At 55.8% G+C, this 21,696-nt stretch carries 23 protein-coding genes; 10 read left to right on the top strand and 13 right to left on the bottom strand.

The annotated features are described in order from the left end of the window. Positions 1 to 40 precede the first annotated feature (40 nt). The 4 genes from sitD to sitA are packed head-to-tail and all read right to left on the bottom strand — an operon-like array spanning position 41 to position 3,478. Positions 41 to 892 carry an iron/manganese ABC transporter permease subunit SitD gene (sitD, locus tag IB214_RS04810; RefSeq protein WP_117343176.1) on the bottom strand — a complete coding sequence of 284 codons (852 nt, stop codon included), beginning with the start codon at positions 890 to 892 and terminating at the stop codon, positions 41 to 43. After that, complete coding sequence (sitC, locus tag IB214_RS04815; RefSeq protein ID WP_048213040.1) at positions 883 to 1,746, bottom strand: iron/manganese ABC transporter permease subunit SitC; 864 nt, start codon at positions 1,744 to 1,746, stop codon at positions 883 to 885. The genes sitD and sitC overlap by 10 nt, the downstream gene beginning before the upstream one ends. Then, the gene (gene sitB / locus IB214_RS04820; RefSeq protein WP_115257617.1) at positions 1,743 to 2,564 is read right to left on the bottom strand and encodes an iron/manganese ABC transporter ATP-binding protein SitB; all 822 of its coding nucleotides are present in this window, start codon (positions 2,562 to 2,564) and stop codon (positions 1,743 to 1,745) included. The genes sitC and sitB overlap by 4 nt, the downstream gene beginning before the upstream one ends. After that, complete coding sequence (sitA, locus tag IB214_RS04825) at positions 2,561 to 3,478, bottom strand: iron/manganese ABC transporter substrate-binding protein SitA (RefSeq protein WP_117343177.1); 918 nt, start codon at positions 3,476 to 3,478, stop codon at positions 2,561 to 2,563. Before sitA ends, sitB begins: the two co-directional genes overlap by 4 nt. Positions 3,479 to 3,664: 186 nt before the next feature. Between sitA and IB214_RS04830 the strand changes: the two genes are divergently transcribed. Beyond that, on the top strand, positions 3,665 to 4,009 hold the full coding sequence (locus IB214_RS04830; protein ID WP_115257619.1) for a nitrous oxide-stimulated promoter family protein: 345 nt from the start codon (positions 3,665 to 3,667) through the stop codon (positions 4,007 to 4,009). A 78-nt stretch (positions 4,010 to 4,087) separates the two neighbouring features. Here IB214_RS04830 and flhA read toward each other — a convergent pair whose 3' ends face one another. The 6 genes from flhA to hypA form a co-directional block, all read right to left on the bottom strand. Then, positions 4,088 to 6,166: a formate hydrogenlyase transcriptional activator FlhA gene (gene flhA / locus IB214_RS04835; protein WP_117343178.1), complete on the bottom strand. Its 2,079-nt coding sequence runs from the start codon at positions 6,164 to 6,166 to the stop codon at positions 4,088 to 4,090. A 131-nt stretch (positions 6,167 to 6,297) separates the two neighbouring features. Beyond that, positions 6,298 to 7,308, bottom strand: a complete 1,011-nt coding sequence (gene hypE, locus IB214_RS04840; RefSeq protein WP_117343179.1) for a hydrogenase expression/formation protein HypE — start codon at positions 7,306 to 7,308, stop codon at positions 6,298 to 6,300. After that, positions 7,305 to 8,426: a hydrogenase formation protein HypD gene (gene hypD / locus IB214_RS04845; protein WP_096755957.1), complete on the bottom strand. Its 1,122-nt coding sequence runs from the start codon at positions 8,424 to 8,426 to the stop codon at positions 7,305 to 7,307. Before hypD ends, hypE begins: the two co-directional genes overlap by 4 nt. Continuing rightward, positions 8,427 to 8,699 carry a hydrogenase 3 maturation protein HypC gene (gene hypC, locus IB214_RS04850; RefSeq protein WP_096755958.1) on the bottom strand — a complete coding sequence of 91 codons (273 nt, stop codon included), beginning with the start codon at positions 8,697 to 8,699 and terminating at the stop codon, positions 8,427 to 8,429. After that, on the bottom strand, positions 8,690 to 9,562 hold the full coding sequence (hypB, locus tag IB214_RS04855) for a hydrogenase nickel incorporation protein HypB (RefSeq protein ID WP_096755959.1): 873 nt from the start codon (positions 9,560 to 9,562) through the stop codon (positions 8,690 to 8,692). The genes hypC and hypB overlap by 10 nt, the downstream gene beginning before the upstream one ends. An 85-nt stretch (positions 9,563 to 9,647) precedes the next feature. Beyond that, entirely contained in the window at positions 9,648 to 10,004 is a 357-nt protein-coding gene (gene hypA, locus IB214_RS04860; protein WP_096755960.1) for a hydrogenase maturation nickel metallochaperone HypA, read from the bottom strand. Between the two features lie 198 nt (positions 10,005 to 10,202). Here hypA and hycA point away from each other — a divergent pair, with 198 nt between their 5' ends. The 9 genes from hycA (at position 10,203) to hycI (ending at position 18,082) form a co-directional block, all read left to right on the top strand. After that, positions 10,203 to 10,661 carry a formate hydrogenlyase regulator HycA gene (gene hycA / locus IB214_RS04865; RefSeq protein WP_096755961.1) on the top strand — a complete coding sequence of 153 codons (459 nt, stop codon included), beginning with the start codon at positions 10,203 to 10,205 and terminating at the stop codon, positions 10,659 to 10,661. Between the two features lie 144 nt (positions 10,662 to 10,805). Further along, positions 10,806 to 11,417, top strand: a complete 612-nt coding sequence (gene hycB, locus IB214_RS04870) for a formate hydrogenlyase subunit HycB (protein ID WP_096755962.1) — start codon at positions 10,806 to 10,808, stop codon at positions 11,415 to 11,417. Then, on the top strand, positions 11,414 to 13,240 hold the full coding sequence (gene hycC / locus IB214_RS04875; RefSeq protein WP_117343180.1) for a formate hydrogenlyase subunit 3: 1,827 nt from the start codon (positions 11,414 to 11,416) through the stop codon (positions 13,238 to 13,240). The genes hycB and hycC overlap by 4 nt, the downstream gene beginning before the upstream one ends. 2 nt (positions 13,241 to 13,242) lie before the next feature. Then, the gene (locus tag IB214_RS04880) at positions 13,243 to 14,166 is read left to right on the top strand and encodes a respiratory chain complex I subunit 1 family protein (RefSeq protein ID WP_096755964.1); all 924 of its coding nucleotides are present in this window, start codon (positions 13,243 to 13,245) and stop codon (positions 14,164 to 14,166) included. 17 nt (positions 14,167 to 14,183) lie between these two features. Then, on the top strand, positions 14,184 to 15,893 hold the full coding sequence (gene hycE, locus IB214_RS04885; RefSeq protein ID WP_096755965.1) for a formate hydrogenlyase subunit HycE: 1,710 nt from the start codon (positions 14,184 to 14,186) through the stop codon (positions 15,891 to 15,893). A 9-nt stretch (positions 15,894 to 15,902) separates the two neighbouring features. Next, the gene (gene hycF, locus IB214_RS04890) at positions 15,903 to 16,445 is read left to right on the top strand and encodes a formate hydrogenlyase subunit HycF (protein WP_115257624.1); all 543 of its coding nucleotides are present in this window, start codon (positions 15,903 to 15,905) and stop codon (positions 16,443 to 16,445) included. Beyond that, the gene (hycG, locus tag IB214_RS04895) at positions 16,445 to 17,212 is read left to right on the top strand and encodes a formate hydrogenlyase subunit HycG (RefSeq protein WP_115257625.1); all 768 of its coding nucleotides are present in this window, start codon (positions 16,445 to 16,447) and stop codon (positions 17,210 to 17,212) included. The genes hycF and hycG overlap by 1 nt, the downstream gene beginning before the upstream one ends. Next, entirely contained in the window at positions 17,209 to 17,619 is a 411-nt protein-coding gene (locus IB214_RS04900; protein WP_115257626.1) for a formate hydrogenlyase maturation HycH family protein, read from the top strand. The genes hycG and IB214_RS04900 overlap by 4 nt, the downstream gene beginning before the upstream one ends. Beyond that, the gene (gene hycI / locus IB214_RS04905) at positions 17,612 to 18,082 is read left to right on the top strand and encodes a hydrogenase maturation peptidase HycI (protein ID WP_117343181.1); all 471 of its coding nucleotides are present in this window, start codon (positions 17,612 to 17,614) and stop codon (positions 18,080 to 18,082) included. Before IB214_RS04900 ends, hycI begins: the two co-directional genes overlap by 8 nt. Positions 18,083 to 18,149: 67 nt before the next feature. Here the strand turns inward: hycI and IB214_RS04910 are convergent, their stop codons facing one another. From IB214_RS04910 to ascF, 3 genes are all read right to left on the bottom strand, one after another. Beyond that, positions 18,150 to 18,389: a SymE family type I addiction module toxin gene (locus IB214_RS04910; RefSeq protein WP_115257628.1), complete on the bottom strand. Its 240-nt coding sequence runs from the start codon at positions 18,387 to 18,389 to the stop codon at positions 18,150 to 18,152. A gap of 194 nt (positions 18,390 to 18,583) precedes the next feature. After that, the gene (locus IB214_RS04915; protein WP_117343182.1) at positions 18,584 to 20,008 is read right to left on the bottom strand and encodes a 6-phospho-beta-glucosidase; all 1,425 of its coding nucleotides are present in this window, start codon (positions 20,006 to 20,008) and stop codon (positions 18,584 to 18,586) included. Positions 20,009 to 20,030: 22 nt separating this feature from the next. After that, positions 20,031 to 21,485 (bottom strand): PTS cellobiose/arbutin/salicin transporter subunit IIBC, encoded by a 1,455-nt coding sequence (gene ascF / locus IB214_RS04920; RefSeq protein WP_117343183.1) that lies wholly within the window; start codon positions 21,483 to 21,485, stop codon positions 20,031 to 20,033. Between the last annotated feature and the right edge of the window lie 211 nt (positions 21,486 to 21,696).

A 21,696-nucleotide genomic window follows, 5' to 3' on the forward strand; every position in this document is an offset into this window, starting at 1 on the left:
GTATTCTAATAACGAAAGTGGGCATCTGAGTGCCCACACGTTAGAGGTCGTATTGCTGGCGTCGCCGTTCTAAACGGCGATCGCGTAGAGTGGAATAAATAAAGGCGATAACAAATAGCAGGGAGAATAAGACGACGATGGTCGGGGCCGGTGCGCTGTCGATGAAAAATGACAGGTACACGCCCATAAATGAGGTGGCCATCGACATGACGACGGCGAGTATCAGGGCGTGGGAAAACTGGCGCGTGAGTAAAATTGCAATCGCGCCCGGCGCAATTAACAACGAGATCGACAGAATAATACCCACCGACTTCAGCGTGGCGACGATGGTGAGCGCGATCATACACAGCAGACCATAATGCAGCAGGGTGGTGTTCAGCCCACAGGCTTTTGCCTGGTGCGGATCGAAGGCGTGCAGCAACAGATCTTTCCACTTTAACCCGATAACAAGGGCAATCCCCAGCGCAATAACCGCCGTTTGTGCGATATCCCCCAGCGAGACACCGAGCATGTCGCCGAACAGAATATGGTCCAGATGAATCTCAGACTGGATTGAGACGTACAGCACCAGTCCTGCGCCAAACATGCCGGAGAAGACGATACCCATCAGCGTGTCGCGTTTGATGCGGCTGTTATCATCGAGATAGCCGGTCGCCACCGCGCAGAACAGCCCAGCGATAAACGCGCCAATGGCCAGCGGAATGCCCGCGATGTAAGCCAGTACGATCCCCGGAAATACCGCATGGCTCATGGCATCGCCCATCAAAGCCCAGCCTTTGAGCACCAAAAAAACCGACAACAGCGCGCAGGGTATGGCGACGATAACGGAGATGGTCAGCGCGTTCACCATAAAGCTGAACTGAAAGGGTTCCAACAGGGCGGTTAAGAACATGAGGACTCCTTATTCACCTGGCGGGCGCGGCGACGGTTGGCCAACAGACCGTGTTTTGGCGCGAAGACAAACGCCAGCAGAAACAACAGTGTTTGCAGAACGACAATGATTCCGCCGGTCGCGCCGTCCAGCCAGTAGCTTAGCCAGGCACCGAAAAAGCTGGTCAGGCTACCGATAGCGACGGCGATAGTGAGCAGCCGGGGAAAGCGATCGGTCAACAGCCAGGCCGTGGCACCGGGCGTCACTACCAGGCAAATCACCAGAAATGCGCCGACAGTTTGTAGCGCCGCAACGGTGGAAACTGAGAGCAGCGTAAAAAATAACAGCTTCAGGCGGCCTGGGTTCAGACCGATAGAACGCGCGTGGTTCTCATCGAAAAAAACCACCATCAAATCTTTCCACTTCAACAGCAGAATGGTGAGTGAGATGACGCCGATAATTGCCAGTTGCAGAATATCTTCCGGTGCAATCGCCAGCACATTACCGAGAATAATGGTCTGAATGTTCACCGACATCGGATTGAGCGACACCATAAACAGCCCGATGCCGAAGAAAGAGGAAAAAATCAGCCCAATGATCGCATCTTCCTTCAGGCGCGAACGCTGGTTAAGAAACAGCATACTGCCCGCTGCCAGCCCGCCGGAAAGAAACGCGCCAAGCGCAAAGGGGAGCCCTAACATATAGGCCCCGGCAACGCCCGGCACAATCGAGTGTGACAGTGCATCGCCAATTAACGACCAGCCCTTGAGCATTAAATAGCAGGAGAGAAACGCGCACAGGCCGCCGACCATCGCCGAGACCCACATGGCGTTGAGCATATACTGGTAGCCAAACGGTTCTGTCAGCCAGTTCATGGTGATTCCCCCTCGTTGGGCGTACGTCGAGAAATAAACGGCCGTTCATCATCGGTGATTACGTGCTGCTCACCGCCGCTCAGCTTCACATGGCGCAGGACGCCGCTGAACGCCAGCTCGAGATTTTCGGGGGTAAAGGTGGAGTCGGTCGGGCCGCTCGCCAGCACAGTCCCTTTGATCATGACCGTGTAATCACAAAACTCGGTCACCGAACCCAGATTGTGAGTAGAGACCAGCATCGTGCGCCCCTCATCGCGCAGTTCGCGCAGCAGGTCGATGATGCGGGCCTCGGTTTTCACGTCTACGCCGGTGAACGGTTCATCCAGCAAAATGACCTGTCCGTCCTGGGCGATGGCGCGCGCCAGAAAAACACGTTTTTTCTGCCCGCCGGAGAGTTCGCCGATCTGCCGATGGCGGTATTCCAGCATATCGACCCGCGCCAGCGCCGCATCCACGCATTGATGGTCGCGCGCGGTTGGTCGACGCAGCCAGCCCATATGGCCAAAGCGTCCCATCATCACCACGTCTTCCACCAGCACCGGAAATGACCAGTCCACCTCTTCCGACTGGGGAACGTAGGAAATCAGATTCTGTTTTAGCGCCTTGCTGACCGGCTGCTGCAGAATGGAAATTTCGCCCTGCGCCAGGCGGACAAACCCCATCAGCGCTTTAAACAGCGTTGATTTCCCGGAGCCGTTGACCCCGACCAGCGCGGCAATCGAGCCACCCGGTACCTGAAAGGTGGCATCGCGCAGCGCGGTGTGCCCGTTGCGATACGTCACCGTCACCTGATTGACGGAAATCGCTGAATGACTCATGGCTGGCTCCCCAAACCTGCGTTAATCCCGCTGACAATGGTTTCCGTTGTCACGCGCAGTAAATCCAGATAGGTCGGTACCGGGCCATCGGCAGCGCTCAGCGAATCGACATACAGCACGCCGCCGTAATGTGCGCCGGACTCACGCGCCACCTGACGGGCTGGCTTGTCGGACACCGTGCTTTCGCTAAATACCGTCGGGATCTGATGAGTTCTGATCGCATCGATCACTTTGCGCACCTGTTTGGGTGTGCCTTGCTGATCGGCGTTGATCGGCCACAAATAAAGCTCTTTCAAATCGTTATCGCGCGCCAGATAGGAGAATGCGCCTTCACTGGTGACCAGCCAGCGTTTATCGGCCGGGATTTTTGCCAGCGCCGCATGCAGGGGATCGAGCGTCTGACGAATTTTCGTTTTATAGCGCTCTGCATTGTTCTGGTAGATGGTGGCATTGTCCGGATCGTACTTCATCAGCGCATCGCGGATGTTATCGACGTAAATCAGCGCGTTCTCAGCTGACATCCAGGCATGGGGATTCGGCTTGCCGTTATAGGGACCTTCGCTGATGCCCATCGGCTTCACGCCGTCAGAGACCATCACCTCCGGCACGCCGGATAAATGCTGGTAGAAGCGGGAAAACCACAGTTCCAGATTGAGACCGTTGGAGAGGATCAGTTGTGCGCCCTGCGCGCGTTTAATGTCGCCCGGCGTGGGCTGATATTCGTGAATTTCAGCCCCCGGCTTGGTAATGGAACTGACCTCGGCTGCGTCACCCGCTACGTTGCTCGCCATATCGGCAATCACCGTAAAGGTGGTGACCACCTTAAATTTTTCTTGCGCCGATGCGGGCGACAGCGTCAGCGCCGTCAGGACGCAGGCAAGGAGAAATGATTTCAGATGGGGCAGGCGCGGCATAGTATCCCTCACAAGAAAGTGGTTAATTTATCATCGAATATAGCCTTTGCTATGTTATATAGCACAAGGCATGATAAATGAAAATAATTCTTATTTGCGTAGGGTGCTAAGGATGTATCACCTTCAGGTAATAGTGCCGCTGATTACTAAGGTGTATTATGCATGCAACTTAAATGTGGAGGCATCATGTCCGGCAAACGTATTGCACGTGAAAAAATGACGATCCAGAAAATGATCTCGCTGTATGAGAGCCAGTGCCCGCAGGCTTCAGACGAGCCGGGGCATTACGATGCGTTGTTTGCCTATGCGCAAAAACGACTGGATAAGTGCGTATTTGGTGAGGAGAAACCAGCTTGCAAACAGTGTCCGGTACACTGTTATCAACCTGCAAAACGCGAAGAGATGAAGCAGATTATGCGCTGGGCCGGGCCGAGAATGCTCTGGCGTCATCCGATCCTGACCGTGCGTCATCTGATGGATGACAAACGCCCGGTGCCGGAATTGCCAGAGAAATTTAAGCCTAAGAAGTAATGTTGCTGTGTGCCGGATGGCGGCTGCGCCTTATTCGGCCTACAAAGGCATACGCATCTGCGCCATCAGCCACAATCGTTAAACCAGCGCATCCTTATCAATACCCAATCGCTTCATGCGTGAGAGCAACGTTGTGCGTTTCAGTCCCAGCCGCTGTGCTGCGCCTTTTGGACCGGCGACCACACCGTTGGTCTCTTTCAGCACGCGCATAATCAACTGGAATTCATCTTCGCCTTCCTGCGCAACTTCGGTCGCCACCGGCGGTGTGCACGGCGCCGGCGTGATGATATCCGGCAGGGACAGTTGCAGCACGTTGCCTCTGGTCAGCAGGACCGCGCGTTCCACCACGTTTTCCAGTTCACGCACGTTTCCCGGCCACTCCATGCCGCTTAGCGTGCGCAGCGCTTCAGCCGGAATGCTGTCGATATTGCGCCCCATCCGGCGAGCAATTTTAAAGGTGAAGGCTTTCACCAGCAGTGGGATATCTTCCGGGCGCTCGCGCAGCGGCGGCAGATGGATCGGGAAGACGTTCAGGCGATAGTACAGATCGTTGCGGAATTCGCGATCGGCCACCATTTTTTTCAGATCGCGGTTGGTGGCGGCGATCAACCGCACGTCGGTCTGGATCAGCTTGTTGCTGCCCAGGCGTTCAAATTCCTGCTCCTGCAGAACGCGCAGCAGCTTAGGCTGTAGCTCCAGCGGCATGTCGCCAACTTCGTCGAGAAACAGCGAGCTTTTATCGGCCAGTTCGAAACGCCCGATGCGCTGCGTACTGGCACCGGTAAACGCGCCACGCTCATGACCAAACAGGTCGCTTTCCAGCAGTCCGGCAGGCATCGCCGCACAGTTCATCTTCACCATCCGACGGGCATTACGTCCACTCAGATTGTGAATAGCCCTGGCAATCAGCTCTTTACCCGTTCCTGTCTCGCCCAGAATCAGCACGGTGCTGTCACTTTGCGCCACCATCTCGACCTGTTTGAGCACGCTGTACATGGCTTCGCTGCGGCCAATGATTTCACCAAACTCACTGTCCACGTTATTGAGCTGCTCGGTCAATGCCAGGTTTTCATCGACCAGCCGTTCTTTCAGGCGGTGGATCTCCTGGTAGGCGAGGGCGTTATCGACAGCAATGGCCACGCGTTCGGCAATCTGGCGCAGCAGCTTGAGATTGGCGGTAGTGAAGACTTTTTCTTCGCACTGGGCCAGCTTGAGGACGCCAAGCATCGTGTTGCCGGACATCAGCGGCAGCAGACACAGGGTTTGTAACTGGTTGCCCCAGGTGTCAAACAGCATGCGTTCGTAAGGCGCCAGCGCATCACGTTCGCTCAGGTTAATCAGCAGCATCTCTTTGCTTTTGAATACCCGCTCAGAGAGCGTGCCCGCTTCGTCAACTTCGCTCTGCTCGTGCGCCGGATGATGCTCATCCAGATAGTGGGTGGAATAGATGCTCAGCTTATTTTTGCGATCGCTGCGCAGCACGATGCTGATGGCGTCGATATCGAAGTAGTGGTGGATCTCTTTGGCGACTTCGCTGACCAGCTCATCAATGTCCAGTCGGGAGAGCACCGCATTGGTGATGGCGACCAGGATACGAAAGTTGTCACGCTCACGACACAGCAGATCGTAGTCGACGTTGTTGCTGACCCGGTTCTGGATCTGTTCGGCCACGACGCCGACGATCTGGGTAAAGGTTTGCAGGCGGTTGTACTCTTTTTCACTCCACGGGCTGTCTTCGTGGCGGATAAATTCACAGCCGCCGAAGATGCGCCCATCGGCCGCCAGCGGCAGCAGACAGTAGTGACCAAATTGGGAGTACAACCCGCCGGATGCCAGCTGCGGCCAGGTTTCACTAAACTCATGGTAGCTGCAGTGCAGGGCATCGGGACGAGACAGAATGCGGCGCACCGGACCGTGTGCCAGCACCGTTTCGTCTTCATAATCGATGGGTTTACCATTTTCACGCGTCGCGAAGTAACGCGCACGCTGCGTCTGCGCCTGCCATAACACAATAGCCGCACTGTCGGCCAGCGCCGAACGCTTGACCAACTGTGAAAGCGCCTCACTGAGAGACTGAAGATCGGGCTGCTGTAATAATGTACGAGTGATATCGAACAAGCCTTGCTGTCCGAGGTCGCTCATCGGTGTATACGACATATTGCTTTTCCAGGAAGCACCAACGGTGCAAAAACGGTAAATGAATTATAGGTATAAGTTGAAAATTATTGTCGGATGGCCAGGGAACGCCATCCGTAGGCCCGGTAAGCGAAGCGCCACCGGGCAATATATCAGCATATGCGTGGGAGTGGTTCGGCGTGTGGTAAATCAAGAGTTCGCTTCACGCCGTACAGTCCGGCCAGACGAACGCCTTTACGTTCCACCACTTCACCAATCTGCGCCGCATCGCGGCCCAACGGATGCGCGCGTAGCGCGGCAAGCACGCTTTCTGCGGCCTGGCGTTCCACGGCGATAACCAGTTTGCCTTCGTTGGCAAAGTTGAGTGCATCCAGACCGAGCAGTTCGCAGACGCCACGTACCGCTGGCTTCACCGGCAGGGATGATTCGGACAATTCAATGCCGAAGCCGCAGGCCGCCGCAAACTCGTGGGTGACTGCATTCACGCCGCCGCGAGTGGCGTCGCGCAGCGCTTTCACGCCGGGGATGTCACGCAGCGTCTGAATCAGCGGCGTTAACACCGCGCAGTCGCTGACCAGTTCACCGTCCAGCCCCAACTGCTCGCGCAGGTTAAGGATGGTTGCGCCGTGGTCGCCGAGCGTTCCGCTGACCAGCAGCACATCGCCTGGGCTCAGGGTTTGTGCACCCCAGTGGATATTAGCGGGGATCGCGCCCATTCCGGCGGTGTTAATAAACAGTTTGTCCGCCGCGCCGCGCTGCACCACCTTGGTGTCGCCGGTGACGATGGCAATGCCCGCTTCGCGCGCGGTGGCCGCCATGCTGTTGACCACGGTTTTCAGCGTGTCCATCGGCAGACCTTCTTCGAGGATAAACCCGCAGGAGAGGTAGCGAGGGATCGCACCACTGACGGCGACGTCGTTAGCCGTACCGCAGACAGCCAGCTTGCCGATATTGCCGCCAGGGAAGAACAGCGGATCAATCACGTAGCTGTCGGTCGAAAATGCCAGACGGTCGCCTTCAGCCATCAGTTGCGCCAGATCCAGACGCGCCTGATCTTCTTGTTCCGCCAGCCACGGATTCGCAAATGCTTCCATAAACAGGCTATTGATCAATTGTTGCATAGCCTGACCGCCGCTACCGTGGGCGAGTTGTACGCTGTTCATGCTTCACACTCCTGCTGACGATACTGATACCAGGCGGCACACGCGCCTTCGGAGGAGACCATCAGGGCGCCAAATGCGGTCTCCGGATTACAGGTTTTACCAAATAACGGGCACTGATGCGGTTTACATCTGCCGGTCAGCACCTCGCCGCAGCGCGCGCGCGGGTCGTCATACACCTGCTGTGGCGCCGGTTTGAAATGTGCTTCGGCATCAAAACGTTGGTAGTCAGGCGTCAGATGAACGCCGGAAGATTCGATAACGCCCAGACCGCGCCATTCGCTGTCGCCATCGACGCAGAACACCTCGGCGATAGCCTGCTGCGCCAGGGCGTTACCGGCATCCGGCACCACGCGACGGTACTGGTTCTCAACCTGGCTGTGGTCGGCAATTTTCTGCTCAATCAGCATTACCACGCCTTGCAGCAGATCGAGCGGTTCGAAACCGGCGACCACCAGCGGGCGATGGAAATCGGAGGCGATGAAATTATAAGCATCGGTGCCAATGACCATGCTGACGTGACCCGGTGCTAAAAAGGCGTCAATACCGTTATCTGGCTGTTCCAGCAGGCTACGCAGTGTTGGGATCAGCGTAATGTGCTGACAGAAAAAGTAGAAGTTTTGCACGTCACGCTGTCTTGCCTGCTGGAGCGTGATGGCGGTCGTCGGCATGGTGGTTTCAAAACCCAGACCAAAGAACACGACTTTGCGGGTCGGGTTTTCCTGCGCCATCTTCAGGGCATCCATCGGCGAATAGACGATACGGATATCTGCGCCACGCGCTTTGGCCTGCAGCAGCGACCCCTGTTTTCCCGGGACGCGCATCGCGTCGCCAAAGGTGCAGAAAATCACTTCCGGGTGGCTGGCAATTTCTACGCAGCTGTCAATTCTGCCCATCGGCAGCACGCAAACCGGGCAGCCGGGGCCGTGAATAAACTCCACGTTTTCAGGCAGCAGTTGGTCAAGACCGAATTTGAAAATAGCGTGGGTATGACCACCGCACACTTCCATAATGCGCAGCGGACGTTCAGCGGTGTAGGGGAGGTGAGCGGCACGTTCACACAGGTGGTCAATCAACTGCATCACCTGTTCTGGTGCGCGATATTCGTCAACGAAACGCATTTATTTTTCCTCGCCGTACAGCAACGCGCCGACATCCGGCTCAACGTCAAACATGTTTTGCAGCGCCTCGAGCGTGTCGCGCGCTTCAGCCTCATTAATGATGCTCATAGCAAAACCAACGTGCACCAGGACCCATTGCCCCAGACGTGGTTGACCGTGCTCATCACAACTACCGACCAGCGTCAGGTCGACGTCGCGCTGAATACCGCAAACATCGACCTTGGCCTGGTTTCCCTCAATGGTGCGGATTTGACCCGGAACACCTATGCACATCGCTGCGTCTCCAGCCAGGAGAGCCATTGATCCATGCCTTCACCGCTGGTGGCGGAAATCAGGATGATCTCAATTTCCGGGTTCACTTCCCGGGCGCTGGCGATGCATTGTTCAACATCAAAATTGAGGTATGGCAGCAGGTCGACTTTGTTGAGTAGCATCAGCGAGGCGGCGGCAAACATATGCGGGTATTTCAGCGGTTTGTCTTCGCCTTCGGTAACGGAAAGCACCGCCACTTTATGACGTTCGCCGAGGTCGAAGCTCGCCGGGCATACCAGGTTACCGACGTTTTCAATGAACAGAATACCGTTGTCTGCCAGCGGCAGTCGCGGCGCGGCATCGGCAATCATTTGTGCATCAAGATGGCAGCCTTTACCGGTGTTCACCTGGATGGCGGGCGTACCGGTGGCGCGAATACGCGCGGCATCGTTAACCGTCTGCTGGTCGCCTTCGATCACCGCACACGGCACGCTGTCTTTCAGCTTCATCAATGTTTCAGTTAACAGCGTTGTTTTACCGGAACCGGGGCTGGAGACCAGATTCAGCACCAGATGCTGACGGGCGGCGAAGCGGGCGCGGTTACGCTCGGCCAGACGGTTGTTCTTGTCCAGCACGTCAATTTCCACTTCCAGCATACGGCGCTGGCTCATGCCTGGCGCGTGGGTGCCGGCCTCACCATGGCCGTAGTGTAAATCGCCTTCTTCAGTTTGGCTCGGGGTGAAACTGGCGGTCTTCACTCCGGTAATATTCAGCGCCGGACGAGCGGCCGGGGCAAATGGCGCGCTGCGAAACGCCGAGTGGGGGTTATGTTCATCACCCTCTATATAAAGGTTGCCTTCAGCGCAACCACATGTCGTACACATCGCTCACTCCTGATCTATTGCTTGTTACTCGCTTTTTGCCGGATGGCGACGCTAACGTCTTATCCGGCCTACTTTGTCACCAGCTTTAATCTTCAGCATCGCCTATTTCAATTCGTCGAATCTGCAGGCCGTCATCGGCCACGATTCTTAGCATGTCGCTGTGACATTGCGGACAACGGCGCACGCGCTGGGTCAGTAAGGTGACGTACTGCTGGCATGTTTCACACCAACATTCGGCTTCTTGTTCTTCGAGGTGGAGTTTACAACCTTCTGCAAGGGTGCCACGGCATACCAGATCAAAACAAAAGGCGAGAGCGCTGGTTTCTACGCAAGAAAATGCGCCAATTTTGAGCCAGACCGCAGTAACCCGTTTTGCACCGTGTTGCGTAGCCTGTTGTTCAATCAATTCCAGTGCCCGTTGGCAGAGGGTTATTTCGTGCATATCGCCTCCCATGTTGTTATCGGGATAAAAGCAAAAAACATGCCAAACTGAATTTTTTCACCCGTGACAATGACGACGATGACGAAATGACATGTCGTCACGACCAGTAATTTATTTATCCATATGAAATATAAGCAATTAAATATTGGCATGAAACGTGCTTAACGCTGAATGTCTCTGCTAAACGGGTAACCTGACATGACTATTTGGGAAATAAGCGAAAAAGCCGATTACATCGCTGAACGGCATCGTCGCCTACAGGACCAGTGGCGTATTTATTGCAACTCGCTGGTACAGGGGATCACCCTGTCGAAAGCGCGTTTACATCATGCGATGAGCTGCGCGCCGGACAAGGACCTGTGCTTTGTCTTGTTTGAGCACTTCGTTATCTACGTCACGCTGGCGGACGGCTTTAACAGCCATACCATCGAGTACTACGTTGAAACGAAAGATGGCGAAGATAAGCAGTTGATTGCACAGGCACAACTGTCTCTCGACGGCAAGGTTGATGACCGTATCAGCAACCGCGATCGGGAACAGGTGCTGGAGCACTATCTCGAAAAAATCGCCAGCGTCTACGACAGCCTGTACACCGCGGTTGAAAACAATATGCCAGTGAATTTAAGCCAACTGGTAGAGGGTCATAGCCCGGTTTAAGCCTCGGGTGTGTCCACGTAAGTCATGATGCGGTGCGTATGCTGCGTCACGACAGTTTAGGGAATGGGCATGTCGATAAGTGTCGAAAATGACATTTTATAGACATGTTTTCGTCAAAAATGACTATCACCTGAGGAATGCCTGGTGAATCGTTTTGTAATTGCTGACTCCACTCTTTGTATCGGCTGCCACACCTGTGAAGCCGCCTGCTCAGAGACACATCGCCAGCATGGCCTGCAGTCAATGCCGCGCCTGAAAGTGATGCTAAATGAAAAAGAATCTGCGCCGCAGCTTTGCCACCAGTGTGAAGATGCGCCTTGTGCCACCGTTTGTCCGGTCAATGCGATTAACCGTGTCGACGGCGCCGTACAGCTGAATGAAAGCCTGTGCGTGAGCTGCAAACTGTGCGGGATCGCCTGTCCGTTTGGGGCCATTGAGTTTTCAGGCAGCCGTCCGCTGCATATCCCGGCGAACGCCAACACGTCAAAAGCGCCTCCTGCTCCGCCAGCGCCAGCTCGCGTCAGCACGCTGCTGGACTGGGTGCCGGGTATTCGCGCCATTGCGGTGAAATGCGACTTGTGTAGCTTTGATGAACAAGGTCCGGCCTGCGTGCGCATGTGCCCAACGCAAGCCCTGCATCTGGTGAGCAATATGGACATCGCCCGCGCCAGCAAACGTAAGCGTGAGCTGACGTTCAATACCGACTTCGGCGATCTCACCTTGTTTCAGCAGGCTCAGAGTGGGGATGCAAAATGAGCGCAATTTCACTGATTAACAGCGGCGTGGCCTGGTTTACGGCGGCGGCGGTTCTGGCATTTCTGTTTTCGTTTCATAAGCCGTTAAGCGGCTGGATCGCCGGTGTCGGCGGTGCGGTGGGTAGCCTCTGTACGGCGGCTGCGGGGTTCCTCGTACTGACCCGCGCCGTTGCGGTTAGCGGCGTGATGCCGTTTATCGGTCATAGCCTGCAAATGTCGCCGCTGAACGCTATCTGGCTGATTACGCTGGGTCTGTGCGGCCTGTTCGTCAGCCTGTACAACATCGACTGGCACCGTCACCCGCAGGTAAAAGCCAACGGACTGCTGGTTAATCTGCTGATGGCGGCGGCGGTGTGCGCGGTGGTTGCCAGCAATCTCGGCACGCTGGTGGTGATGGCGGAAATCATGGCGCTGTGTGCGGTGTTCCTGACCGGGTGCAGCAAAGAAGGCAAGCTGTGGTTTGCGCTGGGTCGTGTCGGTACGCTGCTGTTGGCGATCGCCTGCTATCTGGTGTGGCAGCGCTACGGTACGCTGGAACTGCGTCTGCTCGACCTGCGCACTCAGCAACTGCCGCTCGGCGCTGACATCTGGCTGTTGGGTGTGGCGGGCTTTGGTCTGCTGGCCGGGATTATCCCACTGCACGGTTGGGTGCCACAGGCACACGCCAACGCCAGTGCACCGGCGGCGGCGCTGTTCTCTACCGTGGTAATGAAGGTGGGGCTGCTGGGTATTCTGTCCCTGTCGCTGCTGGGCGGTAATGCACCGCTGTGGTGGGGCGTTACGCTACTGGTGCTGGGGATGATCACCGCGTTTATCGGCGGCCTGTATGCTCTGATGGAGCACAACATCCAGCGTCTGCTGGCGTACCACACGCTGGAAAACATCGGCATTATTCTGCTGGGTCTGGGTGCTGGCGTGACCGGTATTTCCCTTAACCAACCGGCACTGATCGCACTTGGCCTGACCGGCGGTTTGTATCACCTGGTCAACCATAGCCTGTTCAAAAGCGTCCTGTTTTTGGGCGCAGGCAGCATCTGGTTCCGCACCGGTCACCGTGATATCGAGAAACTGGGCGGTATCGGTAAACGTATGCCGGTGATTTCTCTGGCGATGCTGGTTGGCCTGATGGCGATGGCCGCGCTGCCGCCGCTGAACGGCTTTGCCGGTGAGTGGGTTATCTATCAATCCTTCTTCAAGCTGGGTAACAGCGGCGCGTTCATCGGTCGTCTGTTAGGACCGTTGCTGGCTGTCGGTTTGGCAATTACCGGTGCGCTGGCGGTGATGTGTATGGCGAAAGTCTACGGTGTGACGTTCCTAGGCGCACCGCGCACGAAGGAAGCGGAAAACGCCTGCTGCGCACCAATCCTGATGAGCGTGAGCGTGGTTGCGTTGGCTATCTGCTGCGTGATTGGCGGCGTTGCTGCCCCGTGGTTGCTGCCGCTGATTTCTGCCGCTGTTCCGCTACCGCTGGAAACGGCGAATACTACCGTATCTCAGCCGATGATCACGCTGCTGCTGATCGCGTGTCCGCTGCTGCCGTTCATCATCATGGCTATTTTCAAAGGCAACCGCCTGCCGTCACGTTCACGCGGTTCCGCGTGGGTGTGTGGTTACGATCACGAGCAGTCAATGGTGATCACTGCGCACGGCTTTGCCATGCCGGTTAAAGAAGCCTTTGCTCCGGTACTCAAACTGCGTAAATGGCTGAACCCGGTATCCTGGGTTCCGGGCTGGCAGAACGCGGCGGCACCGGTGTTGTTCCGTCGTCTGGCGCTGATTGAGCTGGCGGTGCTGGTGGTGATTGTGGTTTCACGAGGAGCCTGAGAATGAGTGTTTTATATCCGTTAATTCAGGCGCTGGTGCTGTTTGCCGCGGCGCCGCTGTTGTCCGGTATTACCCGCGTGGCGCGTGCGCGTTTGCATAACCGCCGCGGTCCGGGCGTGTTGCAGGAATATCGCGACATTATCAAGCTGCTGGGCCGTCAGAGCATTGCGCCAGCGGATTCCAGCTGGGTCTTCCGCCTGACGCCGTTTGTGATGGTGGGCGTTATGCTGACTATCGCTACCGCACTGCCGGTGGTGACCGTGGGCTCGCCGCTACCGCAACTGGGTGATTTGATCACGCTGATTTACCTGTTTGCCATTGCCCGCTTCTTCTTTTCTATCGCCGGTCTGGATACCGGTAGCCCGTTCACCGCTATCGGCGCCAGCCGTGAAGCGATGCTCGGCGTACTGGTGGAGCCGATTCTGCTGCTGGGCTTGTGGGTGGCGGCGCAGGTTGCTGGTTCGACCCACATCAGCAACATTGCCGATACCATTTATCACTGGCCTGCCGCGCGTAGCATCCCGTTGATTCTGGCGCTGTGCGCCTGTGCCTTCGCCACCTTTATCGAAATGGGCAAGCTGCCGTTCGACCTCGCGGAAGCCGAGCAGGAGCTGCAGGAAGGTCCGCTGACCGAATACAGCGGCAGCGGTTTTGCGGTGCTCAAGTGGGGTATCAGCCTCAAGCAACTGGTCGTTTTGCAAATGTTTGTCGGCGTGTTCCTGCCGTGGGGGCAGATGGAAACCTTCACTGCGGGCGGGCTGCTGCTGGCGCTGGTGATTGCTGTCGTTAAGCTGGTCCTCGGCGTGCTGGTCATCGCCCTGTTTGAAAACAGCATGGCGCGTCTGCGTTTTTGCGCCACTTCACGCGTGACCTGGGCCGGTTTTGGGTTTGCGTTTTTAGCCTTCGTCTCCTTGCTGGTGGCGTGATTTAAGAGAGTTTGAACATGTCTGAAGAAAAAGTAGGTCAACACTATCTCGCCGCTCTGCACCAGGCCTTCCCGGGCGTGGTGCTGGATGAAGGCTGGCAGACCAAAGATCAGCTGACCATCACCGTGAAGGTCAACTATCTGCCGGAAGTAGTTGAATTTCTCTACTACAAACAGGGCGGCTGGTTGTCGGTGCTGTTTGGTAACGACGAACGTCAGCTGTGCGGCCATTACGCCGTCTACTATGTCATGTCGATGGAACAGGGCACCAAGTGCTGGATAACCGTTCGCGTAGAAGTCGACGCCAATAAACTGGAGTTCCCGTCCGTGACGCCGCGCGTACCGGCCGCCGTTTGGGGCGAGCGTGAAGTGCGCGACATGTACGGCTTGATCCCGGTAGGGTTACCGGACGAACGCCGTCTGGTACTGCCGGATGACTGGCCGGACGAACTCTATCCGCTGCGTAAAGACAGCATGGATTACCGTCAGCGCCCGGCGCCGACTACCGATGCCGAAACCTACGAGTTCATCAACGAACTGGGTGACAAGAAAAATAACGTGGTGCCGATTGGCCCGCTGCACGTCACCTCCGATGAACCAGGTCACTTCCGCCTGTTTGTTGATGGCGAAAACATCATCGACGCCGACTACCGTCTGTTCTATGTCCACCGCGGCATGGAGAAACTGGCGGAAACCCGTATGGGTTATAACGAAGTGACGTTCCTGTCGGATCGCGTATGCGGTATTTGTGGTTTTGCCCACAGCACGGCGTACACCACCTCCGTGGAAAATGCGATGGGGATTGTGGTGCCGGAACGCGCGCAGATGATCCGCGCCATTCTGCTGGAAGTGGAACGTCTGCACTCGCACCTGCTGAACCTTGGCCTGGCGTGCCACTTCACCGGCTTTGACTCCGGCTTTATGCAGTTCTTCCGCGTGCGTGAAACGTCGATGAAAATGGCGGAGATCCTCACTGGGGCGCGTAAAACCTACGGCATGAACCTGATCGGCGGCATCCGTCGTGACCTGCTGAAAGAGGACATGATCCAGACCCGTCAGCTGGCGCAGCAGATGCGTCGTGATGTACAGGATCTGGTCGACATGCTGCTCAGTACGCCGAACATGGAACAGCGCACCGTCGGCATTGGTCGTCTGGACCCGGAAATTGCTCGTGACTTCAGTAACGTCGGCCCAATGGTGCGTGCCAGCGGCCACGCGCGTGATACCCGCGCGGACCACCCGTTCGTCGGTTACGGTTTACTGCCGATGGAAGTGCACAGCGAGCAGGGCTGCGACGTTATTTCCCGTCTGAAAGTGCGTATCAACGAAGTCTATACCGCGCTGAACATGATCGACTTTGGTCTCGATAACCTGCCGGGCGGCCCGCTGGCGGTGGAAGGCTTTACCTATATTCCGCACCGCTTCGCGCTGGGCTTTGCCGAAGCACCGCGTGGCGATGACATCCACTGGAGCATGACCGGCGACAACCAGAAGCTGTATCGCTGGCGCTGCCGTGCGGCCACCTACGCCAACTGGCCGACGCTGCGTTACATGCTGCGCGGTAACACCGTCTCCGATGCCCCGCTGATTATCGGTAGCCTCGATCCTTGCTACTCCTGTACTGACCGTATGACCGTGGTCGATGTACGTAAGAAGAAAAGCAAAGTCGTGCCGTACAAAGAACTTGAGCGCTACAGCATCGAGCGTAAAAACTCGCCGCTGAAATAAGGAATCGCCATGTTTACTTTTATCAAAAAAGTCATCAAAACCGGGGCACCAACGTCGTCCTATCCGCTGGAGCCGATTGCGGTTGATAAAAACTTCCGCGGTAAGCCGGAACATAATCCGCAGCAGTGTATTGGCTGTGCGGCCTGTATCAATGCGTGCCCATCTAACGCGCTGACAGTAGAAACAGATCTGGTCACCAATGAGTTGGCGTGGCAGTTCAACCTCGGTCGCTGCATTTTCTGTGGCCGCTGTGAAGAAGTCTGCCCGACGGCGGCGATCAAGCTGTCGCAGGAGTATGAGCTGGCGGTATGGAAGAAAGAAGATTTCCTGCAGCAGTCTCGTTTTGCGCTGTGTAATTGCCGCGTCTGTAACCGTCCTTTTGCGGTGCAAAAAGAGATTGATTACGCCATTGCGTTACTGAAGCACAACGGTGATTCCCGTGCGGAAAATCACCGTGAAGGTTTTGAGACCTGCCCGGATTGTAAGCGCCAGAAATGCCTGGTGCCGTCTGACCGTATTGAACTGACTCGCCATATGAAAGAGGCCAGCTGATGAGCAATTTATTAGGCCCACGTGATGCCAACGGAATTCCTGTCCCGATGACCGTGGATGAATCCATTGCCAGCATGAAAGCGTCATTGCTGAAAAGCATCAAGCGTTCAGCGTACGTTTACCGCGTCGACTGCGGTGGCTGCAACGGTTGCGAAATCGAAATCTTCGCCACCTTGTCCCCGCTGTTTGACGCCGAACGTTTTGGCATCAAAGTGGTTCCGTCGCCGCGCCATGCGGATATTCTGCTGTTCACCGGTGCGGTAACCCGCGCGATGCGTTCTCCGGCACTGCGTGCCTGGCAGTCTGCCCCGGACCCGAAAATTTGTATCTCCTATGGGGCCTGCGGCAACAGCGGCGGTATCTTCCACGACTTATACTGCGTATGGGGCGGCACCGACAAAATTGTTCCCGTGGATGTGTATATTCCTGGTTGCCCACCGACGCCTGCCGCCACGCTGTACGGTTTCGCGATGGCGCTTGGCCTGCTGGAGCAGAAAATTCACGCACGTGCACCAGGCGAACTGGACGCACAGCCTGCGGAAATTTTGCACCCGGATATGGTTCAGCCGCTGCGTGTGAAGGTCGATCGCGAAGCACGTCGTCTGGCGGGTTATCGCTATGGTCGTCAGATTGCCGATGACTATATGAATCAGTTGGGGCAGGGTGAGCAACAGGTGGCGCGCTGGCTGGAAGCGGAAAACGATCCGCGTCTGACCGAGATCGTCACGCATCTTAATCATGTTGTAGAAGAGGCGCGTATCCGATGAGTGAAACGGTGGTGTTCAGTCAACTGAGCCGTAAGTTTATTGATGAGAACGATGCAACGCCCGCCGAGGCGCAGCAGGTTGTCTATTACAGCCTGGCGATTGGTCACCACTTAGGCATAATCGACTGCCTGGAAGCGGCGTTAACCTGCCCGTGGGATGACTATCTGGCGTGGATTGCCACGCTTGCCGAAGGAAGCGAAGCTCGCCGTAAGATGGAAGGCGTACCGAAGTACGGTGAAATCGTCATCGATTTTAACCATGTGCAGATGCTGGCGCGCGCGTTTGATGACGCGCTCGCCGCGCAAACGCCGCAGCAGCAGGAATGGAGCAAGCTGGTGCTCAGCATGCTGCATGACATTCACCAGGAAAGCGCCATCTATCTGATGGTGAGGAGACACCGTGACTGACGTTTTATTGTGTGTCGGCAACAGCATGATGGGTGACGACGGTGCGGGTCCGCTGCTGGCAGAAATGTGCGCGGCTGAGCCTAAAGGCAACTGGGTGGTCATCGACGGCGGAAGTGCGCCAGAAAATGACATCGTCGCGATCCGCGAACTGCGCCCGGAACGTTTGCTGATTGTTGATGCCACTGACATGGGACTCAATCCTGGCGAGATCCGCATTATCGATCCCGATGATATTGCCGAGATGTTCATGATGACCACCCATAATATGCCGTTGAACTATTTGGTTGATCAGCTCAAAGAGGATGTTGGCGAGGTGATTTTCCTCGGCATTCAACCGGATATTGTCGGCTTTTATTATCCGATGACACAGCCAATCAAAGAGGCGGTCGAGACCGTGTATCAGCGATTAGCCGGTTGGGAAGGCCATGGCGGATTTGCTGAGTTAGAAGCGCCAGAAGAGTAAGCATTCCCAGCGCCGGATGTCAGCCACGCGCGGCATCCGGCCTGTTCCGCCTTTACATATCCAGCCGTTATTCAGTTGCCTGCTCAATAATTAATTTCCCCTGCATCACCGAAACATTCACCTCTGTGCCGGTCGGAAAACCCGCCTGTTCCAGCCAGTCGCCATTCAGCGTTAATGAGGCGTGTCGACTGATACGCAGGGTGAATCCGGTACGGCGATCTTCGTAGCGTCTTCTGACGTAACCCACTTTTAAACGACGCACGGGTTTGGCGATAATCATTGGTGTTTGAACATTATCAGTAGACATGAACGTTTCCTTGTTACGAACGGTGAAAAGTAAAAACTACTGAATAAAATGCCAGTAATAATGCGCGACAGCAAACCGCAGAATGGAATGACGATCCAGAAAAATGAATGTAAAAAATGAAACGGGAAGGAAGGGAGGATGTTTGTGGCGGGTGATCATGTGGGCCGGATAGCAAGCGCCATCCGGCCCGACGATCAGTCCAGATCAGCCCCGTTGCTGGCGATCACTTTTTTATACCACCAGAATGATTTCTTGCGAGTCCGCGTCAGCGTGCCATTGCCTGCGTCATCGCGGTCGACATAGACAAAACCGTAGCGTTTGCTCATCTCGCCGGTGGAGGCGGAAACCAGATCGATACATCCCCAGGTGGTGTAACCCATCAGCGGCACGCCGTCTTCAATGGCGTCTGCCATGGCGCGAATATGGTCGCGTAAATAGCGGATGCGATAGTCATCGTTGATCTCGCCGTTGGCATCGATTTCATCTTTTGCCCCCAGTCCGTTCTCCACCAGAAACAGCGGTTTCTGGTAGCGGTCATACATCATGTTTATGGTGATGCGCAGACCCAGTGGGTCAATGCCCCAGCCCCATTCGCTGGCTGCAATGTACGGATTGCGCAGCGACTTCACCACGTTGGCGGCGCTGGTGTTGCCGGTGTTCATTTCTGCCGAGGCGCAGCGCGAGGCGTAATAGCTGAAGGAGACAAAATCGACGGTATTTTTCAGGATGTCGTCATCTTCCGGGGCTTTCTCAATCACTACACCCTTGTCACGAAACACGCGGGCTGAGTAGGCGGGATAAGCACCACGCGCCTGTACATCAATAAAGAACAGGTTTTCACGGTCCTTTTCCAGCGCGGTCCACACATCTTCAGGTTTGCACGAGTAGGGGTAAAAGTTTCCGCCCGCCAGCATGCACCCGACCTGGTTGTGCGGATTGATTTCATGGGCGATTTTGGTTGCCAGTGCGCTGGCAATCAGTTCGTGGTGCGCGGCCTGGTATTTCACCTGATCCTGATTTTCACCCGCTTCAAACACCAGTCCCGCGCCGGAAAAAGGGCTGTGCAGCAGGATGTTGATTTCATTGAACGTCAGCCAGTATTTCACCAGACCATCAAAGGCCTCGAAGCAGGTACGGGCGTAGCGGGTGAAAAACTCCACCATTTTGCGGTTACGCCAGGAGCCATACTCGGTGACCAGGTGCATCGGTACATCAAAGTGGCACAACGTCACCAACGGCTCAATACCGTACTTTTTGCACTCGGCAAACACCGAGCGATAAAAATCAATGCCTTCCTGATTTGGCGTCAGTTCATCCCCGTTCGGATAGAGCCGACTCCAGGCAATTGAGGTACGAAACACCGTGAACCCCATTTCTGCCATCAGGGCGATATCGTCTTTATAGCGATGATAAAAATCAATCGCTTCATGGCTGGGATAAAACTCGTCATCCCGCAGTTGAACGCGCTTTTCCTGACCCAGTTTAACCGGCATTCGATGTGCGCCGTGGGGGATCATATCCACGGTAGTCAGCCCTTTGCCGCCTTCCCGATATGCCCCTTCAGACTGGTTGGCGGCCAGTGCACCGCCCCATAAAAATCCTTGCGGAAAAACAGACATAATAAACCTCAGTTAGTATCCGTCAGATGCTGGCGCCATTGATATTTCCCGGCTGCGCAGCCTGATTTTTTCTGGCCTGCGCAGCCGCATCTTCGACGGGAATATCCTCAAAGCCGAGCAGCAGCGTTAAGACAAACGACAGCACTACCGCCAGCGCCATGACGCCAAATACCCAGACAATGGTCATCGGATTGGCCGGGTCAAAAAACTGTACGCTGGTGAACAGACCTGGTGCAGCCATCGAGTGGCTTGCCAGTCCGGCCATCCCGGCTACGGCACCGCAGATAAAGCCGCTGATAAGACTGGCAATCAGCGGACGTTTCAGGCGTACCGCCACGCCGTACAGCGCCGGCTCGGAAATCCCTGCCATAATGGCGGAGGCCGCCGCGGCTAACGCTGTCTGACGCAGTTCCGGGTTTTTGGTTTTCCAGGCGACCGCTAAAGAAGATCCACCCAGCGACAGGTTGGCGCCAATTTCAGACGGCATAACCATGCCTTCTTTACCGGTTTCGGCAATGGTTTGAATAATGGTGGGGGTAAAGACGCGGTGCATGCCGGTCATCACCAGAAGCGGCCACAGTGCGCCCATAATGGCCACCGACAGCCAGCCCAGATAGCCGTGAATGGTGTACACCAACGCGGAGATCGCGCTGCCGATCCAGATGCCAATCGGGCCAATTAAGACGATGGCGAGCGGGGCGGCGATCAGCACGATCAGCATTGGTTTCAGGAAGTTTTTGGTTACGGCTGGCGTGATGCGATCCACCCACCGTTCGATGTACGACAGGCACCAGGTCATGACCAGCGCCGGGATCACCGTGTAGGTGTATTTCACCGCTGTGACCGGGATCAGCGCGAACTCAACGTGCTCGCCCTGTGCGGCCTTAGCCATCAGATCAATAAAGCTCGGATGCACCAGCACGCCCGCAATAGCAATAGCCAGCGACATGTTGGTTTTGAATTTAATGGCGGCAGAGGCGGCGACCATCAGCGGCAGGAAGAAGAATGCGCCGTCGCCAATCACTGTCAGGATCGTCAGCGTCGAGGAGCCTTTTTGCAGCACGCCGGTCATTTCGAGGATCATTGCCAGCAGTTTCAGCATCGATCCACCGATAATCGCCGGGATCAGCGGTGACATAGTGCCGATCAGCGCATCAAGGATCCCTGCCCCAATACGCTTGAGCGTCAGTTTGGGTTTGCCTGCGGGGTCGCTGGGCTGCATATCGCCCGGCAGCAGGCTGACGACCTCGCGATACGCCTGGGACACGGTATTACCAATGATCACCTGGCACTGATTGTCGCTACGTACTACGCCGAGTACGCCATTAAGCGTTTTTAACGTGGCGCTGTCGACCTGCGAATCATCTTTGATAACGAAACGTAAACGGGTCATGCAGTGGGTTACTGCGGTGATGTTCTCGACGCCGCCCAGAGCCGTCACAACCGAGCGCGCCAGCGCTGCATAATTTTTAGACATCGGATTTAATCCTGTTTTATCAGTAGGGTAGGTAATGTCTTACCGTTTATTTTCGTCTCATGTTGGTGATGATGAAACATTGATAGGAAACCGGTTCCACAAAATCATGTTTAATTTATGATATTTGTGCAAGATTATATTTTGATCATTTTTTGTATTTGTGATTACGATCACCAGATAACGCGTTCTGCGATTGAGCAGCAAGGACAGC

The sequence above is a fragment of the Citrobacter sp. C1 genome (assembly GCF_014596895.2).
GTDB classification, from domain to species: Bacteria; Pseudomonadota; Gammaproteobacteria; order Enterobacterales; family Enterobacteriaceae; genus Citrobacter; species Citrobacter gillenii.

Coding starts and splice junctions, on each gene's coding strand:
- sitD (WP_117343176.1), bottom strand. CDS start 892: ATGTTCTTAACCGCCCTGTTGGAACCCTTTCAGTTCAGCTTTATGGTG.
- sitC (WP_048213040.1), bottom strand. CDS start 1,746: ATGAACTGGCTGACAGAACCGTTTGGCTACCAGTATATGCTCAACGCC.
- sitB (WP_115257617.1), bottom strand. CDS start 2,564: ATGAGTCATTCAGCGATTTCCGTCAATCAGGTGACGGTGACGTATCGC.
- sitA (WP_117343177.1), bottom strand. CDS start 3,478: ATGCCGCGCCTGCCCCATCTGAAATCATTTCTCCTTGCCTGCGTCCTG.
- IB214_RS04830 (WP_115257619.1), top strand. CDS start 3,665: ATGTCCGGCAAACGTATTGCACGTGAAAAAATGACGATCCAGAAAATG.
- flhA (WP_117343178.1), bottom strand. CDS start 6,166: ATGTCGTATACACCGATGAGCGACCTCGGACAGCAAGGCTTGTTCGAT.
- hypE (WP_117343179.1), bottom strand. CDS start 7,308: ATGAACAGCGTACAACTCGCCCACGGTAGCGGCGGTCAGGCTATGCAA.
- hypD (WP_096755957.1), bottom strand. CDS start 8,426: ATGCGTTTCGTTGACGAATATCGCGCACCAGAACAGGTGATGCAGTTG.
- hypC (WP_096755958.1), bottom strand. CDS start 8,699: ATGTGCATAGGTGTTCCGGGTCAAATCCGCACCATTGAGGGAAACCAG.
- hypB (WP_096755959.1), bottom strand. CDS start 9,562: ATGTGTACGACATGTGGTTGCGCTGAAGGCAACCTTTATATAGAGGGT.
- hypA (WP_096755960.1), bottom strand. CDS start 10,004: ATGCACGAAATAACCCTCTGCCAACGGGCACTGGAATTGATTGAACAA.
- hycA (WP_096755961.1), top strand. CDS start 10,203: ATGACTATTTGGGAAATAAGCGAAAAAGCCGATTACATCGCTGAACGG.
- hycC (WP_117343180.1), top strand. CDS start 11,414: ATGAGCGCAATTTCACTGATTAACAGCGGCGTGGCCTGGTTTACGGCG.
- IB214_RS04880 (WP_096755964.1), top strand. CDS start 13,243: ATGAGTGTTTTATATCCGTTAATTCAGGCGCTGGTGCTGTTTGCCGCG.
- hycE (WP_096755965.1), top strand. CDS start 14,184: ATGTCTGAAGAAAAAGTAGGTCAACACTATCTCGCCGCTCTGCACCAG.
- hycF (WP_115257624.1), top strand. CDS start 15,903: ATGTTTACTTTTATCAAAAAAGTCATCAAAACCGGGGCACCAACGTCG.
- hycG (WP_115257625.1), top strand. CDS start 16,445: ATGAGCAATTTATTAGGCCCACGTGATGCCAACGGAATTCCTGTCCCG.
- IB214_RS04900 (WP_115257626.1), top strand. CDS start 17,209: ATGAGTGAAACGGTGGTGTTCAGTCAACTGAGCCGTAAGTTTATTGAT.
- IB214_RS04910 (WP_115257628.1), bottom strand. CDS start 18,389: ATGTCTACTGATAATGTTCAAACACCAATGATTATCGCCAAACCCGTG.
- IB214_RS04915 (WP_117343182.1), bottom strand. CDS start 20,008: ATGTCTGTTTTTCCGCAAGGATTTTTATGGGGCGGTGCACTGGCCGCC.
- ascF (WP_117343183.1), bottom strand. CDS start 21,485: ATGTCTAAAAATTATGCAGCGCTGGCGCGCTCGGTTGTGACGGCTCTG.